Here is a 16,429-nt window from a genome sequence, read left to right on the forward strand (position 1 = left end):
GTATAGCGATTCGGGAAGGGACTGTCAATGCTATTGCTTATCGGGTCGGAGGCCTTTGACGATCTGCTGGGTCAAATATGCGATTTCGGCTTCTTTGTCCCGCTTTGTATCCGTGAAAAGGACGTAATGGGTCAGGTGATTACCGAACAGGATGCTCATGATATATTGCCAAATAACGGGATTGGGCCAATCGACGACTTCGTTTTTTTCTTTGTAGCCGTCGAGGATTGCGTAAATGCCATCTATTAAGTCCTTGGGGATCATCGTGTTGAACTCTTGGAATCGCTGTTTGTCGTACATCATTTCAGTTAGGAAAATTTTTCCTGACTGGAAATGCTCTTCCGGCATCATAACGTCCTTGCGCACGATGAATTCCACGAATCGCTCAAATGGCGCATTCTCTGCTGAATTACGGAACTGCTGCACTTGGGCGAGCGCTTCCGTCGAGATGATATCGCGCAGAATCGGGAAAATCGTAGCGTAAAGCAAATTTTCCTTGGTCCCGAAGTGCTTGTAGATGGTCCCTTCAGCAACGTTGGCTGCTTTAGCGATATCCTTTGTGCTGGTATTGGAAAATCCTTTCGTCGAGAACAGCACGACGCAAGCATCCAGAATATCCTGCATCTTGGGCGACAAACCCTCTTTACTGCGAATTTTTTGTTTTAAAGCTTCCACAAACTTTTCCATTTAACGTATGCTCCTCTGAGTGATGTTGCTTCCATAGTACTCGGACCGACGGATTATTGCAAGCCGACGCCATGACGGGCCCTTTTTCACGAAATACATGTGATAAATCAACGAAAAGGTGCTAAGATGAAAGTATGATGAGAACTGGAGGGGAAAAGATGCAAAAAAACAAACTTGTTGTGGTGGGTGTGGGTCACGTAGGTTCCTATGTATTGGCTGACGCAATGAAATTGCGGTTATTTGCGGAAATTGCGACAATCGATATTCTGAAGGATGTTGCCCATGGGGAAGCCTTGGATCAGGCGCATGCGACCGCATTGACCTATATGTCCAATGTGGACGTACACGCGGGGGATTACGCCGATTGCGCGGATGCGGACATCATCATTATCGCTGCCGGACCGAGTGTCCTGAAGGATGATAAGAATCCGAATGCCATCCCGGATCGCGCCTCCTTGACCGGCAAAAATGCGGCGGTCATCCGTGAGGTGATGGGCGAAATCATAAAATATACAAAAGAGGCCATCATCATTTTGATCACAAATCCATTGGACACGGTGACCTATATCGCGGCCAGCGAATTCGACTATCCGGAAGGGCGGATCTTCGGGACAGGCACGATGCTGGATTCGGCCCGTCTACGGAAAGTGATTTCACAACAGTACGGTGTCGATCCCAAAAGCGTGACCGGCTATATGATGGGCGAGCACGGATTTACCGCCTTTCCGGTGGTGAGTAGACTAGCCATAAACGGCATCCGTTATGAAGAGTTCGGAACCCATTTCCCGGAAGTGGAGATATTGAATCCCGAAGCAATCGGGGCGGCGGTCGTGAAGTCGGCCTACGATGTGCTGAACGGCAAGGGCTGGACGAATGCCGGGGTTGCGCAATCCGCCATCACCTTGGCGCAGGCGGTCATGCTGGATGAAAAGAGCGTCCATCCCGTCTGCACGATTTTGCGCGGACAGTACGGACATGATGGGGATGTTGCCTTGAGCATGCCTTGCCTGATCGGCCGTAACGGTGTAGAAAAGCAATTCGGGATTGCTTTGGATTCGTGGGAAACCGACAAGCTCAACGCTTCCATCGATTACATCCAATTGGCGATGAAGGATGCGAAGACAGGACCGTTCAAACGGTAAGCACAAGGGAGCACAGCCACGGGCTATGCTCTTTTTTTGATGGCGCCTTTTTTAGTGCTAAGCCCTTAAATGCATCGCAAAATTTGACAAAGGTGCGCATGGATATCCATAATTATGATATAGACGTTTCGTTTTATCAGCAACAGTTCTAATGTTGGATGCGCTCACCTTATTTTGTTGGGAAGGCAGGCATAGAGATGGCAGCCATAATTAATGTGAAAAATTTTTCGAAATATTATGGGGATTACCTTGCGGTGGAGGATGTTTCTTTCGAAGTGGAAGAGGGCAGCAGCTTTGCTTTTCTGGGTCCGAACGGTGCGGGGAAGAGCACGACAATTAACGCCCTATGTACGATGATCGATAAAACCTCGGGAGTGCTTTTGATTGATGGAGAAGATGTCTCTAAGCAACAGAAAAAAGTCCGCAAAGCGATAGGCATCGTTTTTCAGGAACCTACATTGGATCAGCAGATGACAGTGCAAGAAAATCTGGTTGCTCACTGCAGCCTTTATGGGGTGCCAAGGGATGAGGTGGGGGAACGAATTGGGATACTGCTGGATCTCGTTGATTTGTTGGAATGGCGGAATAGCCTGGTCTCTACCCTTTCCGGCGGGATGAAGCGTCGCGTGGAGATCGTGCGCGCGCTGGTCCATTATCCGAAAGTTCTTTTTTTGGACGAACCGACGACGGGGCTTGATCCCCAGACAAGAAATCGCATGTGGGAATACATCATGAAGCTGCAGAAAGAGAAAAATATAACGATTTTCTTGACGACGCACTATATTGAAGAAGCGGAAGTGTGCGATCGAGTGGCTATCATGGACGACGGGAAAATCATCGTCAACGATACCCCGCAAGCTTTGAAAAAACGGTATACCAAAACGCGGGCCGTATTGAAGGTGAAGGATTCCCGAAAAGTTGAAATCTATTTCTTGCAGCAGGAGTTCCGTTATGAAAAGAGAGGTGGATACTTGCACCTTGAGGTGGATGACATGGGAAGATTTATTGAGACAATCCATTCATTGAAGGATGATATTCTCGATTTGGAGGTTACGAAAGGGAGCCTGAATGACGTTTTTCTTGAAATTACAGGCAAAAAAATCCGTGAAGGCGGTGATGCGGGGTGAGAGTCGTCTGGACATTATGCTTGCGCAATCTGCGTAACTTTATGCGCAACCGCATCCGCTTGCTGATTACTTTTCTTACGCCTTTCGCTTTCATTTATGTATTGTCCTCCCTTTTTCAAAGTCAGCTGCAAGAAAATTCCGTCAATCATGTCATTGCGGGTGTGACAATCGCCACCGTATTTCAAACGTCATTGAATATCGCGGCGACTACGATTGAGGACATCAGTTCAGGGTACATGAAGGAAATACTGGTTAGCCCCATCAATCGTTTTCAGGTAGCAGTCGGACAATTGTTGGCAGGCGCCCTGATTGCGACGTTGCAAGGCTTCATCATTTTTGTGATCGGGATGTTCACAGGTCTGGGATTCGAAAAGCCGCACACAATCGTGTTGGTCTTCCTTTCCATGTTCCTGGTAGGGATTGTCTATTCTGCCTTGGGGCTTTGGGTTGCCACCATCGTTCGGGATGCGCAAACCTACCAAATCGTTGGTCAGGCGGTAGTTCTTCCGTTGGTTTTTTTATCCGGTGCCTATGTTCCTGTGAGCCTTTTTCCGACCTTTTTGGAATACCTGTCCTATGCGAATCCCATGACCTATACGACCATGTTTTTTCGGGCGATCGTCTTGGAAAACAACGGAACGGACGCCGAAATGGTCAAAAATGGATTAGCGTTGAATTTCAACGGGTTCATATTCAAGCCATGGATGAGCGGCCTTGCCGTATTCGGATGTGGCATTGTCTTCCTCGCGATGGCAACCGTTACGTTCCATCGGGCCGATTTTACGCATAAACGAAAGAAAAACAGGAAAGCAGAGAGGATCGGATAGCGTTATTTTCCTATCAGCCCTATTGTAAGAAAGGAGTGGCAAAAATGAAATTCAAAGATTCATTGCGGACGGCCTACAAAGGAATGGGCCGCTCAATCAGTCGTTATCCATTGACCGTACTATTTTTGATAGCGGTCGCAGTGTTGAACAGCTTCATGATCGAAAACCCGCGCGAGGATTATGCCCGCTATCTGTTCACTTTTTTGGTGGGAGCCATGCTGAGCATCGTCGGCCAAATGGTTTATGAACGTTTCTATACGCAACGGAACACCCGCTATCTGTTGATGGGTGGAGCCGTGTTGCTCACGATCGGTTATTACTTCGCGGTCGGACCGCAGACGCAGTACAATATAGCCATAAATGTCAAAACGGGTGTGGCGCTGTTCGCTCTCATGATTGCTTTTATTTGGATACCATCAATCAAAAATGTGAAAGTGCCTTTCCACCGGAGTTTTTTGTCGGCTATGAAAGCTTTCTTTACTACCATACTTTTTTCAGCAGTGTTGACAGCCGGAATCAGCGCTATTTTCTACGCCACTGATTACCTGCTCTTCAATATCGATTTCAAGATCCTCACGCATCTTATGAATATCGTCGCTTCCTTGTTCGCACCGATCTATTTCTTGTCGATGACGCCGCAGTACCCGGGCAAACGCGAAGAAATGATTCCGGATGAGGCATGGGCGAAGCGCGGGGAAACTTTGGATCGCCAATTTATGGTGCCGCGGTTTCTGGAAATCCTGATTTCCTACATCATCATCCCTTTGACTGCCATCTATACGTTGATTCTCGTGATCTATGTCGTCATGAATATCGGAGGCGAATTCTGGACAACCAATCTTTTGGAGCCGCTGCTTGTTTCCTATGCGATCATCGTCATCATCGTCTATATCCTTGCCTGCAATCTCGAGAATAAGTTTGCCGACCTGTTCCGCAAAATTTTTCCTAAGATCCTGATTCCGATCGTTGTCTTCCAGACCATCGCCTCCTTCCTGAAAATCAGGGAGATGGGCGTCACGCATGGCCGCTACTATGTCATCCTGTTCGGCATCTTCGCGACGATAGCGGGCGTGATCTTCAGTTTCATGAAACCGAAGCATAACGGTTTGATCGCCATCGCCTTGCTTGCGCTGTCGGCCATTTCCATCATTCCGCCGATCGATGCCTTTACCGTCAGCAAGAACAACCAAATCGGTTTTTTGGAACGGAAATTGATGGAAAATGACATGTTGGTTGATAACGCCATCGTTCCGAAAAGCGATGTTTCCATCGGCGATAAGATTGTCATCACCAAGGTCGCCTCCTACATCGACAACATGGGCTACAACAAAGAGGTGGCCTACTTGCCGAGCGATTTCAATGTCTACAGTGATTTCAGCGATACCTACGGATTTGATATGACTTATTCCGAAACGGAATATCCGCAAGGCGAGGGAGAATTCGTCTATTTGAACTGGGATGCCGATCCCGTCGTCGGAATCGCCGGCTTTGATGTCATGCTTCATCAGTATCTTTACTACTCCGAAGTCGAAACAAGCCCAGTTGAAACTACCGATTTTGAAGTGGATGGACAACCATACCAACTGGAAAAAAGGTTGGATGGCACGTATTATGTCTTGACCGTAAAGGATGCGGCAGGAGAGGAATTGATCGTCTATAATACCCGCGAAGTGTACGATACCATTTTCGAGGAGGCTGCGACTTCCGGCTTCGACAAAGGGAATCTGACGACTGAGGATGCGACGATATCTACCGAAAATGACCAGATCCGAATGAATATTTTGGTCAATTCCTTGGAGCGCACACCGGATTTCACCGGTGGAGATCTATACATTTTCATTGAATTCAAGTAAACAAAAGGCCAGCAAACATACTTTCAAAGCCCCGGTGCGCAATTAGAGCGTAACCGGGGCTTTTTTGGTTTTTACCAATGAATGAACATGTAAGGAATAGTGACGCGGAAGAGCGGCAGTTAGATAGGGGTTCGGCGATGGGGTTTTATTTGGTGTGAGGTTTTGTGACCTGATTTGTCATGAGAAATTAGACTTTGGACAAAAATCCCCTTATAGTTAGTTACATAATTGCATTGCACCCATAAACAAGGTGCTGATCCGACACTCGTGTGATTAAATCTCACACGAGTGGGAAGGGAGAGATAATATGGTGTATGGGATGGAGATTGAAGGAAACAAAAAAATATATGATTTCGAGTCGGTCCTCAGCAGAAAAAACAAAGGCTCCGTGAAATGGCAACAGATGTATCAATGGATGCCGGATGTAGCGGATGACGTGGTGCCTCTTACGGTGGCGGATATGGAATTCCGGACTGCGCCCGAGATCACCAAAGGCTTACAGGAATATTTGGAAGACAACATACTGGGCTATAGTGTCCCTACCGAAGGCTACTATCAAGCGGTCATCGATTGGCAACGGCGCCGGCACAATTTTGAGGTGGAGAAGGAATGGATTTTGACCAGTCCTGGTGTCGTTTCAGCATTTTATGCGGCAGTCAGGGCGTATACCCAGCCGGGTGAAGGTGTCATCATCATGACGCCGGTTTATTATCCTTTCTTTGGAGCCATCGAAAATGCGGGACGGAAAGTCGTCAGGAATCCTCTCTTGAATCGCGCGGACGATTACACGATCGACTTTAAAGGGCTTGAGCATCTTTGCCGTAAGAAAGAGAACAAGCTGATTATTTTCTGCAGTCCCCATAATCCAGTCGGAAGGGTGTGGACGGAAGAGGAGCTGGCGCGCTTGGCGGATATCGTTTTACGCTATGACATGATTATCGTCGCGGAGGAAATCCATCATGACCTGATCATGCCCGGCTACGAACATAAGGTTTTCCAGACACTTTCCCACGCAGTGGCTGAAAGGACGATCACCTGCACTTCGCCATCCAAAACATTCAATTTGGCTGGGCTGTGCACTTCCAACATCATCATTCAAAATGAGACTTTGCGGAAGAAACTGTCCGATGCGCTCGGAAGTGTCGCATGCGGTATGGTCGGGACGCTGGGGTTGGAAGGCTGCCGAATTGCCTACGATGAAGCGGAACAGTGGCTTGATCATCTGATTCCGGTCATCGACAGGAACCAGCATCTGGTGCGCGACTTCTTCGCTGCAAATTTCCCCAAAATAACCGCCCCCTTGGTTGAGGGAACGTATCTGCAATGGGTAAACTTCAATACACTGGGATTAGAACCGGAAGAACTGGAACGGTTCATGCGCGAGGAAGCGCAGTTCTTTACCGATGAAGGTTATATTTTCGGAGATGGAGGCGAAGGCTACGAACGCATCAACTTGGCGGCGCCGACCAAAGTGATTGAAGACACGCTCAATCGTCTCGGGCAAGCATTGTACCGAATGCAACAGTAACCAGTAAACCAGCAAGATGTGCGTTTCATAATGAAGGAGGGAGCAACAATGATGAAAAATTTTATTAAATGGGGATCCGTTGTCTATTATTTCGCTGGAAAGAAACCTGAAAAGGCAAAGAAACCAAAAAAAGTAGAAGAAATCAGGGAAGCTTCCATCATCACTGCGTCCATCGATTAGTTTGGACAAACCCGCATGGGGAACGCATGAAGCAATGGCTTAATGACAAATGATCCATAAAAGAATACGGAACGCAGCTGGCTGCGCGTTCCGTATTTTTTTGCGTCAGACCTGTCCCGGCCCATAAACTCTGTGATATGATGGGTGTACTATTTTCATCAAACAAGGGAAGGTGTGGGGTTGTGTCGAAAGGAAAAGGGAAAGTGATGCTGTCGATGCTGATATTCGGGACGATCAGCATCTTCGTTAAGAATATTGATTTGGCTTCCAATCAGGTTGCCTTCTTCAGGGGCGCTTTGGGGAGCCTGTTCCTCTGGGGGACATTGGTGGTGCGCAAGGAAAAGATCCCTTTGGAATTGGTGAGGAAAAATGCCAAGTTCCTGTTGCTTTCGGGTTTTGCTGTCGGCATGAACTGGATCTTGCTGTTTGAAGCTTTCCGCTACACGACGGTATCGAATGCAACCTTGAGCTATTATTTCCAACCAATCTTTATGACGCTGTTGGCGCCGTTCGTCTTCAAGGAATCCTTGACCGCGAAGAAGATCGCTTGCGTCCTGTTGGCGATGCTCGGGATGTTCCTGATCATCGGCGTGAGCCCGAATGCGGGGACGTATAATCATCCGGTCGGGATCGGATTCGGTTTGGCTGCGGCGTTTTTCTATGCGGTGGCCATCATGTCCAACAAAAAAATCGCGGGTCTTGGCGGGATCCCTTTGACTGCTTTGACGCTCGTCATCGCAACCGGAATCCTGACCCCTTATGTCGCACTGACTTCCGGGTTCGGATTGGGACAATTGACTGGCGGATCCATCACCAGTCTGCTGGTTTTGGGGATCATCCACACGGGGATTGCCTATGTGCTGATGTTTGCGGGCGCCCAGGCGGTCGAGAGCCAGACATTCGCTGTACTCAGCTATGTAGACCCGGTGACAGCGATTGTGGTCTCGGCTGTATTCCTGAAAGAAGACCTGTCTCCCATTCAATTGGCGGGAGGCGTACTGATACTCGCCGCGGCCTTCCTGAACGAATTTCTTGGCAACAAAGAGAAACAAATGGCGACCAGCAAAGAGTAGCAAAAAGGCAGCCGCTTTCCATATGGGAATTGAATTTATGCTCAGAAATAACCCGTCAAAAACCGGTTTGGCGGGGAAAAACGTCCGCGGACAACAAGCGATTGCCCGTCAAAACCATTTTGGCGGGGAATTCCGCCACGAACGCGAACAACAAAACACAGAAAGGGGCGGCCTCATTGGAGGCAGCCCCTTTCGTTCGGTATAGATTCAGTTGTTACGCGATTTTTATCATGCGCTTCCGGATGGCTTTTTCCCATGTATAATAGTGATTGACTGCGAATTTGAAGAGGGTACCGTCTTTCCTTTCGATGATCAGCGCTTTGCGGAGGCCGTAAGCGCCTGGACGTACACTCCTGATGTCTTCATAGGGAATAGCGATGTCGTAGATGCCATCAGCGAAGGCTTTTGAGAAGGGTTTGAAGAAAATCTTTGTCATGATTTTGGCTATTTCCGGCATGTCGAAGCGGAGCTGCTTGTCTGTCAAAAAGCCAAAGCCATCCAGGGCGGACTGTTCGCTTCGGCACCAACTCATCCTACCGCTGTACAAGATTACTTCCCCGGATCTGTCTCCAGTCTTTTTAAACATATCGATTCCTTCTTCCATAAACAAAACAGTAGCAATCCTTCGCCCTTATTATACCAAGAAGCTAATCAACAGGTCTAAAAATAAACAAAAACCCGAACAAATTTGTCCGGGTTTCGCAGAGCAGAATGCCTCTTTGCGTATGGCAGTACGCGGTTGAAAGCCTTTCTTCTCAAGGATGGATTCATTTTTTCCGGCGCTTACTGACTGAGCGATCTCACGCCGGGAGGAGCAACCTGTCATCAAAAATGAAGGCGCCTCTCTTATGGATGCACTCAGTATAAGCCATAACCCTTTGGGAAAAAAGGTACCAAGCCCCGAATGAAAGAAATCTATCACAACTTGCATCAGGATGGTTCGAACACTGATAGGATCCTTTCAGAAGGCGCAGCCGTTCCGATGATCCTCACCAATTGATTCGGCTGATTTTTTTGTAATAATCCATTTTCAGTGCGACATTACGCTCGTAGTCGAGTTTGAAATAGCTGGTGTACAGGCAATCCAACAGGAACAGCAAGGAAAGCCTGGTCGAAAACGAAGAAATCTTATTGTAATGACTTTCGTTCGAGCTCATGTAGAGATGGTGCGTGGCTACATCTGCGAAAGGAATGGCATCGGTGGATGTGATCAACAGAATGGGCGATCGGTTATTCTTCAGGATCTTCACGATTTCTGGAATGACCGTGCCCCGTCCGCCGTATGAAACAACAATGGAAAGATGCGAAGGATCGCTGGCGGCCGCCGTCAGACGTTGGTGATACTCCTCTATCGGGACATTGACGAATCTGCCGATTTCCTGCATCTGAAACTTGAAGTTTTCCGCGAAAAACAGATTCCCGGCGGAGGTGTAAAGGTCGATGGCCGGCATCTTTTTCATCAACGAAGCCGCTTGGCGCAGCTGCTCCAGATCCAAGTTGTTGAGCGAGGACACCACGGTCTGCTCATAGAGTTCCTGCATCGTCCGCGTGATCTGGTATTGGGTTTCGTTGGGGTGGATCGGATAGTTGAAATCCAAGGTCGTCCTTTCCTTCAGGTAGTCGCCCACCGAAGAAGAAACCAAGATCTTCAATTCGGAAAGGCCGGCCAGGTCCATCTTTTTGCACAAACGGTAAATCGTTGCGTTCGAAATGAAGCTGGCTTCGCTGATTTCCGAGGAAGTCATCTTCACGAAAGCTTCGGGATTTTCTTTTATATAGGAAACCAAAATTTTCTCGTTTTCGGTCAGGCTCACTAAATTATCCATTTTGCTGAAGATATTCATCCGTGTCACCTCATTTCTTCAAAAAAATGCGCAGGAAATCCGATTCGGAAAGCAAGGTCAGATTGTGGCCGCTGCCTTGCAGTTCACGGACAGATTGGATTTTGCGGCTCTCGCTCGGTGTGCCGATTTTGCGCCAATCACTGTCAGCGACGACCAGGTAAAGGGTCTCGTAGCTCAGGTTGGCATCGAAATGGCCACCGACATCGACAACGAGCTGCGCCAAATCGTTGCGCTTCAGTTTTTGGAAACGGCCGGTAAAGCAGACGTGCTTGTCGTAAAAGACGTGTTCCTTATCGAACAGCAGGCTCTTCGGCTTCCGCGGTGCGGCTGTTTTTGTCCGTTTGGCAGGGGTGTTTCTGCCGCCTTTCGCCACTCCAAAAGCATGCGAGAACAATTTTCCCATCCGGTATTGGTATTCATCCAGGAAGCCTTGGATGTCGTAATCGTATTGCGCCAGCATTTTGCTGGTGATCAGTCCGCAGGCGACAGCATCCTCCACTGCATTATGGTGGTTATCGATTGTCATGCCGAAGTAGTCCAGGACGGTCGGCAAACGGTTATTGTGCAGGTCCAGCATGCGCTGCGCCATCTTGCAGGAACAGAAAAATTCATTCTGCATCATCGGCAGTTTGTAGGTTTCAATCGTCTGCTGCAGGCAGCTCATGTCGAATTGGGCAAAGTGGGCCACCAGCGGATCTGCTCCGATAAAAGACCGGATGTCCGGATAAAGTTCGTCGAAGGAAGGTTCCCTGGCGACCATGGCCTCGGTGATGCCGTGAATCTGGATATTCCCGCGGCTGAAATATTGGCGCGGATTGATGAGCGCGTAATAGCGGTCGACTTCCTTCCCGTCGGAAAAACGGCTCAAGCCGATGGAACAGACGCTGTCACCACGGCTGTTTGCAGTTTCAAAGTCAATGGCGACGTAATCCATTTGCATGCATACTCCTTTTGGTTGTTTATTTATAAATGAATAGAAGATCTATTGCTGCTGCAAAGCCATGATCTGTTGGTAATAAGGGATCAGGCTGCCCAAAGCCGCGCCGATGATGAAGAACAACAGCATGCGGATCAAAATATAGGCCCAGCTTGCTGTATAATCCCGGGTCGGGTTTTTATTGGAGCGTCGGAAGAGGAAGAACATGCCGATTCCCGCAATCCAACCGATGCCGGACAAGAGCGCTTGGGAAGTCGCCGGATTCAGGTAGCCGATCACGAAGCCTACAACCGTGGCAAAGGCCAACAAAAGCCGTTGCTTCATTTTTTCTGTCATCAAAATTTCCCCCTTTTTCGTAAACCCATTCTACCACAAAGGGCGCTTGCGGAATACGGTTGTGATCCGACAAAAAAAGGATTGGAACCCAAATTTGTCGGTTGAACTTTTCATGTCGCAACGCAAACAGTCGATAGAACTCTAAATTGTCGATTGAACTACTCGTGTCGCAACGCAAACAGTCGAGAGAAACCCAAATTTGTCAATTGAACTACTTTCTTCGCATCACAAACAGCCGACATCTGACGACACATGCGCTCGCAAACCAAAAAACCGTCTCCATACGAGACGGTCGCTAGCAGTTTTACAAAAACAACAAGCCGTCGAGATCCAGGATGACGATCTCGCGGTGGTTCAGTTGTTTGATGAGATGGTGGTCCTCCAACGAACCCATTTTCCGGCTGATCGTTTCCGGTGTCGTTCCGAGGTAGGAAGCCAGATCCTTCTTCGACATCGGCAGCGTGATGGTGTCGCCGTCCTTCGTGGCCAATTCGGCAAGATAAAGGGCCAAACGGGCTTCGACTTTTTCTGTAGCCACGTAGGTCGTCTGTCTTTCCGACTTTTCCAGCCGGTTAGAGAATTCCTGCAGCAATTTCAGGGAGATGGCCGGATATTTCAACAAAAAGTGCTGCAGATCGCTCCTTTTCATCCGGCAGACTTGTGTCTCCTTCACCGCTTCGGCATAGGCTTCGTGCTTCGATTCGCTGAAGAGGGCCAACTCTCCTGTGAAATCGCCCGGATTGAGGAAGCGCACGAGCTGCTCTTTCCCGGATTCCGCCAGTCGGTAGATGCGGATCAAGCCGGAATGGAGGATGTAGAGCGTATCCGACGCTTCGCCGGGGCGGTAAATCAGTTCGCCTTTTTTGTAGGTCGCCGGATTGGTCACGGACATGATTTCGTCCATCTGGTCCGGCTCCAGGTGATTGAAGATCGGCACAAGCGAAATGCAGGAACTGTGCGAGTTGCAGGCGCATTCTCCGCTGCAGTTGTGCGCCGCGTTTTGGTTATTGTTCATAGGGTGGATTCTCCTTTTCGGAACAGGTCATGCAGTTGTTCGGTCATTTAAATTGTACCGCAATTCAACGGCTGCATGCGAATTTTAGTTTGATGCGACAGTATTTTTCCGGCCGAATCCGATCAGGCGCATGGCGTTCAGGATGACGGCTAGGATGCTGGCTTCATGGATGAACATGCCGCTGGCGAGATGGACGGATCCCAGCAGGACGCCCGCCAAAAGGAAGATGACGACGGCTACCGCAATGGCGATGTTCTGTTTCATATTTCGCATGGTTGCCTTTGACAGCGAGTAAGCATGTGAAAACTGCATCAGCTTATCGGCCATCAGTACAACGTCGGCCGTCTCCATCGAGATGTCGGTCCCGCCTTCGCCCATCGCCAAGCCGATGTCGGCGGTCGCGATGGCAGGCGCATCGTTGATGCCGTCCCCGGCCATCGCCACGACAGCACCATCTGCCTGCAGTTGTTTGACGAAACGCACTTTGTCCTCCGGCAACAGCTCGGCGTGGAAGGCGTCCAACCCCAATTGTTCGGCGACAGCTTGAGCGGTATGGCGGTTGTCACCCGTCAGCATGATGATCTGTTTGATGCCGTTACGGCGCATTTCGGCCAAAGCCTGCGGTGCATCCTCACGGATCTGATCGGCAATGGAAAAGAGCCCGGCAAGCTTGCCGTTAATGGCTGCGAAAACAACGGTATTACCGGTTTTTTCACGTGCGACTGCATAGCTTTCCGCCGCTTCATTTATCGAGATTCCGGACTTTGCCATCAGTTTGCGGTTGCCGGCGACGAGATGACGGTTGTCAATTGTGGCTTTCAATCCGTGGCCTTTTATGACTTCCGCATCTTTCGGCGCAGCAGTGTCCAGGCCGTGTTGATGTGCGTATTTCACGATTGTCTGTCCGAGGTGATGTTCGGAAATGCGCTCCGCCGAAGCCGTCAGCTGCAGCAGTTCCTGGCGATCGATGGCACTAACGATATGGATGTCGGTCACTTCCGGCTTGCCTTTCGTCAGCGTGCCGGTCTTGTCGAAAACGAGCGTATCGACTTTGGAAAAACGATCCATGACTTCGCCGCCTTTCACGAGCACGCCGTATTTAGCGCCGTTACCGATGCCGGCCACGTTCGATACCGGAGCGCCGATTACGAGCGCACCAGGGCAGGCGATCACAAGAAAAGTGATGGCAAGATGCAAGTCACGCGTCCAAACGTAAACGACGACAGAGAGCACCACAATCGCAGGCGTGTAGAAGTTGGCGAAGGCATCGAGGAAGCGTTCGGCCTTGGATTTGGATTCCTGCGCCTCTTCGACCAATTCGATGATTTTGGCGAAAGTCGTGTCGTCGCCGACCTTTTCCGCGATCATTTCGATGTAGCCTTCGTCGACCAAAGTCCCCGAAAAGACTTTAGCGTCCACGGATTTGTTGGCCGGAATCGCTTCTCCCGTCACAGCGGCTTCGTTGATGGCCGCCTGACCCTTCACGATGATGCCGTCGACAGGGATTTTTCCGCCCGGTTTGATGAACAGCCGATCCCCGACAGCAACTTCCTCGACGGGCACGACGACTTGGTCAGTGCCATGCAGGACGATGGCTTCCTGAGGCGCCATGTCGATCAAGGAGCGCAGAGAAGAACGGGTCTTTTCCAAGGTGCGTGCTTCCAGGAAATCACCGAACAGGAACAGAAAAGTCACAACGGAAGACTCCGTATATTCGCGGATGAACAGCGCGCCGATGACCGCGATCGTCACCAGCAACTCGATGCTGAAAGCCTTCATCCGCAGCGCCAGATAGGCTTTGTACATGATTGGCACCACCGCGATGAGCGTTGCGAGGATAAGCGCGTAGTCAGCAACTGCAGCATATCCGAGTGTTTTCAGGATGAAGCCGAGCGCAATCAGGATTCCTGAGAGTGCGGTTACGCGGTTTTTGTATTTGTGGATCCATTTGATCATGTAAATGACCTCCTCTTGTATTTCCTATAGCCTAATCATACGCCATCAGGCAGGAAAGCGACTTGATCAGGGTCAAGCTTTGGATGTGGAAATACGCGAGGGTTTCTTCGCGCGGGTGAGCGGTCGCAGCTCCGGTGAAGAGGCGCTCGTCGGAGTTGTGCGACTGGTTGGGGGCTGTGCTCCGACGAGAATCTGCTCGCAGGAGAAGAGCCTGCACATTACCGCTGTTCTCCGGTTTGGGGAGCCTCGCCGGAGGAGCGCAGCTATTGCCCTGACTCACGCCACCGCTCATTGGCATCCGAACACAAAAAAAGCTGCCTGCAAATTGCAGACAGCCGAGCCCTTCGCCAGGACAGAGAATTATATATAGAAGTAAAGACTAAATCGCATCCCCATCAACAACGGCAGCGTCGTCGTTCAGGATGGAGGAGTCGAATTCCCCGATGTTGCGGGAGGAAACGACGCCCGCCAGCATGCTGTCGTTGACGTTGGTCAGAGTACGCATCATATCGATGACCGGTTCTACCGAGATGACCAGTCCGGCGATTGTGACAGGCAAGTTCAGCGCGCCCAGAACGATCAAAGCGGCGAAAGTCGCACCGCCGCCGACACCGGCAACACCGAAGGAACTGATTGTCACGACCAGGATGAGCGTCAAGACAAAGCCGATACTGGTAACATCAATGCCCAAAGTTGGAGCGACGATGGTCGCCAACATAGCAGGGTAGACGCCCGCGCAACCGTTCTGACCGATGGACAAGCCGAAACTGGCAGCAAAGTTGGCAGAGGCATCATCGACACCCAAGGCTTTCGTCTGCGTTTCAACGTTCAAAGGCAGTGCGCCGGCGCTGGAACGGGCAGTGAATGCGAAGCTCAATACCGGGAAGGCTTTTTTGAAGTAGGTAATCGGATTGACGCCGACTGCTGCGAGAATCAAGCTGTGCACCAGCAGGACGACAAGCAAAGCGGCATAGGAAGCGACCACGAACAGTCCCAAGTTGACGATGGCTTGGTAGCTGGATGTCGCCATCATTTTGGTCATCAAGGCCAAGATTCCGTAAGGAGTCAAGCGAAGGACCAAGGTAACGATACGCATTACGATTGATTGGATGACTTGCAGTCCTTTATTGAACAAAGCAGCATTTTCGGGCTGTTTTTTCTTGATGCCCATATAAGCGATCCCGACAAAAGCGGAAAAGACCACTACAGCAATCGTACTTGTGCTGCGCAGGCCGGCCAAATCCTGGAAGATGTTGGTCGGGATGAAGCTGAGCACTTGGCCAGGGATCGTCAAGTCAGCGACTTGGGTCTGTTGGGTAGTCAAGGCTTCAATCCTTGCGGTTTCAGCGGAACCTTGCGTGAATTGCGCGCCGTCAAGATTGAAGAGGATGACGGATGCCCACCCGATAAGGGCAGCGATGGCGGTTGTACCCAGCAAAGTGCCGAGTACGGATCCGCTGATTTTGCCCAGATTTTTGGTTTCTTCAATGCGGGTAAACGCGCCCACAATCGACACGAAAATCAAGGGGATAATCAGCATCTGCAGGAAGCGGACGTAACCGTTACCGACGATGTTGATCCAGTCGATGGCAGTGATTGTTATTGTGCTGTCCGATGCGAAGAGCAGCTGGATGGCAGCCCCGAAGATAACCCCCAAAGCCAGCGCGATGAAAACACGTTTTGAGAACTTGACGTGTTTGGCGCCCAAACGATAAAGTGCGAAAAGCAATGCCGCAAATACGGCTAAAATAATGACAATGGAAATGATGTCCATTTGAACTCCTCCTTTAATTTATCTATCCCGAGAACGTAAAAAAGCCCTCGTCCCTATACTCCAAATGCTTGGAATACAGGGACGAAAGCTCTTCGTGATCCACCCTTATTCGCACGACCCTCGCGGATTGTGCCTTATGAAGTACGCAAA

At 49.8% G+C, this 16,429-nt stretch carries 15 protein-coding genes; 7 read left to right on the forward strand and 8 right to left on the reverse strand.

Annotated features, from left to right (window positions below):
• Positions 1-30: 30 nt before the first annotated feature.
• Entirely contained in the window at positions 31-687 is a 657-nt protein-coding gene (locus tag C7R56_RS08110) for a TetR/AcrR family transcriptional regulator (RefSeq protein WP_107996041.1), read from the reverse strand.
• Positions 688-845: 158 nt separating this feature from the next.
• Here C7R56_RS08110 and C7R56_RS08115 point away from each other — a divergent pair, with 158 nt between their 5' ends.
• From C7R56_RS08115 to C7R56_RS08140, 7 genes are all read left to right on the forward strand, one after another.
• Positions 846-1,829, forward strand: coding sequence for a lactate/malate family dehydrogenase (locus tag C7R56_RS08115; RefSeq protein ID WP_107996042.1), 984 nt, complete (start codon positions 846-848; stop codon positions 1,827-1,829).
• Between the two features lie 197 nt (positions 1,830-2,026).
• Entirely contained in the window at positions 2,027-2,956 is a 930-nt protein-coding gene (locus C7R56_RS08120; protein WP_107996043.1) for an ABC transporter ATP-binding protein, read from the forward strand.
• The gene (locus C7R56_RS08125; RefSeq protein WP_234402612.1) at positions 2,953-3,783 is read left to right on the forward strand and encodes an ABC transporter permease; all 831 of its coding nucleotides are present in this window, start codon (positions 2,953-2,955) and stop codon (positions 3,781-3,783) included. The genes C7R56_RS08120 and C7R56_RS08125 overlap by 4 nt, the downstream gene beginning before the upstream one ends.
• A 44-nt stretch (positions 3,784-3,827) precedes the next feature.
• Complete coding sequence (locus C7R56_RS08130) at positions 3,828-5,636, forward strand: DUF4153 domain-containing protein (protein ID WP_107996044.1); 1,809 nt, start codon at positions 3,828-3,830, stop codon at positions 5,634-5,636.
• A 307-nt stretch (positions 5,637-5,943) separates the two neighbouring features.
• Positions 5,944-7,164, forward strand: a complete 1,221-nt coding sequence (locus C7R56_RS08135; RefSeq protein ID WP_199903011.1) for a MalY/PatB family protein — start codon at positions 5,944-5,946, stop codon at positions 7,162-7,164.
• A 48-nt stretch (positions 7,165-7,212) separates the two neighbouring features.
• A complete protein-coding gene (locus C7R56_RS09110) occupies positions 7,213-7,344 on the forward strand; it encodes a hypothetical protein (RefSeq protein ID WP_267896502.1) in 132 nt (43 codons plus the stop codon).
• Between the two features lie 182 nt (positions 7,345-7,526).
• A complete protein-coding gene (locus tag C7R56_RS08140) occupies positions 7,527-8,417 on the forward strand; it encodes a DMT family transporter (protein WP_199903012.1) in 891 nt (296 codons plus the stop codon).
• Positions 8,418-8,631: 214 nt separating this feature from the next.
• Here C7R56_RS08140 and C7R56_RS08150 read toward each other — a convergent pair whose 3' ends face one another.
• From C7R56_RS08150 to C7R56_RS08185, 7 genes are all read right to left on the reverse strand, one after another.
• Entirely contained in the window at positions 8,632-9,003 is a 372-nt protein-coding gene (locus C7R56_RS08150; RefSeq protein ID WP_107996046.1) for a hypothetical protein, read from the reverse strand.
• 403 nt (positions 9,004-9,406) lie between these two features.
• On the reverse strand, positions 9,407-10,261 hold the full coding sequence (locus C7R56_RS08155) for a MurR/RpiR family transcriptional regulator (RefSeq protein WP_107996047.1): 855 nt from the start codon (positions 10,259-10,261) through the stop codon (positions 9,407-9,409).
• A gap of 10 nt (positions 10,262-10,271) precedes the next feature.
• Positions 10,272-11,201, reverse strand: coding sequence for an exonuclease domain-containing protein (locus C7R56_RS08160; protein WP_107996048.1), 930 nt, complete (start codon positions 11,199-11,201; stop codon positions 10,272-10,274).
• Between the two features lie 42 nt (positions 11,202-11,243).
• Positions 11,244-11,534 carry a hypothetical protein gene (locus C7R56_RS08165; RefSeq protein WP_107996049.1) on the reverse strand — a complete coding sequence of 97 codons (291 nt, stop codon included), beginning with the start codon at positions 11,532-11,534 and terminating at the stop codon, positions 11,244-11,246.
• Between the two features lie 304 nt (positions 11,535-11,838).
• Positions 11,839-12,549, reverse strand: coding sequence for a Crp/Fnr family transcriptional regulator (locus C7R56_RS08170; RefSeq protein WP_107996050.1), 711 nt, complete (start codon positions 12,547-12,549; stop codon positions 11,839-11,841).
• Positions 12,550-12,633: 84 nt separating this feature from the next.
• Complete coding sequence (locus C7R56_RS08175) at positions 12,634-14,505, reverse strand: heavy metal translocating P-type ATPase (RefSeq protein ID WP_107996051.1); 1,872 nt, start codon at positions 14,503-14,505, stop codon at positions 12,634-12,636.
• 379 nt (positions 14,506-14,884) lie between these two features.
• Positions 14,885-16,279: an L-cystine transporter gene (locus tag C7R56_RS08185; protein ID WP_107996053.1), complete on the reverse strand. Its 1,395-nt coding sequence runs from the start codon at positions 16,277-16,279 to the stop codon at positions 14,885-14,887.
• Positions 16,280-16,429 lie beyond the last annotated feature (150 nt).

Origin of the sequence: Trichococcus paludicola, assembly GCF_003052295.1 — a bacterium.
Classification (GTDB): Bacteria; Bacillota; Bacilli; order Lactobacillales; family Aerococcaceae; genus Trichococcus; species Trichococcus paludicola.

Bases quoted from the DNA above. Each gene is read 5' to 3' on its own strand.
- C7R56_RS08110 (WP_107996041.1), bottom strand. From the start codon at position 687: ATGGAAAAGTTTGTGGAAGCTTTAAAACAAAAAATTCGCAGTAAAGAG.
- C7R56_RS08115 (WP_107996042.1), top strand. From the start codon at position 846: ATGCAAAAAAACAAACTTGTTGTGGTGGGTGTGGGTCACGTAGGTTCC.
- C7R56_RS08120 (WP_107996043.1), top strand. From the start codon at position 2,027: ATGGCAGCCATAATTAATGTGAAAAATTTTTCGAAATATTATGGGGAT.
- C7R56_RS08130 (WP_107996044.1), top strand. From the start codon at position 3,828: ATGAAATTCAAAGATTCATTGCGGACGGCCTACAAAGGAATGGGCCGC.
- C7R56_RS08135 (WP_199903011.1), top strand. From the start codon at position 5,944: ATGGTGTATGGGATGGAGATTGAAGGAAACAAAAAAATATATGATTTC.
- C7R56_RS09110 (WP_267896502.1), top strand. From the start codon at position 7,213: ATGATGAAAAATTTTATTAAATGGGGATCCGTTGTCTATTATTTCGCT.
- C7R56_RS08150 (WP_107996046.1), bottom strand. From the start codon at position 9,003: ATGTTTAAAAAGACTGGAGACAGATCCGGGGAAGTAATCTTGTACAGC.
- C7R56_RS08155 (WP_107996047.1), bottom strand. From the start codon at position 10,261: ATGAATATCTTCAGCAAAATGGATAATTTAGTGAGCCTGACCGAAAAC.
- C7R56_RS08160 (WP_107996048.1), bottom strand. From the start codon at position 11,201: ATGCAAATGGATTACGTCGCCATTGACTTTGAAACTGCAAACAGCCGT.
- C7R56_RS08165 (WP_107996049.1), bottom strand. From the start codon at position 11,534: ATGACAGAAAAAATGAAGCAACGGCTTTTGTTGGCCTTTGCCACGGTT.
- C7R56_RS08170 (WP_107996050.1), bottom strand. From the start codon at position 12,549: ATGAACAATAACCAAAACGCGGCGCACAACTGCAGCGGAGAATGCGCC.
- C7R56_RS08175 (WP_107996051.1), bottom strand. From the start codon at position 14,505: ATGATCAAATGGATCCACAAATACAAAAACCGCGTAACCGCACTCTCA.
- C7R56_RS08185 (WP_107996053.1), bottom strand. From the start codon at position 16,279: ATGGACATCATTTCCATTGTCATTATTTTAGCCGTATTTGCGGCATTG.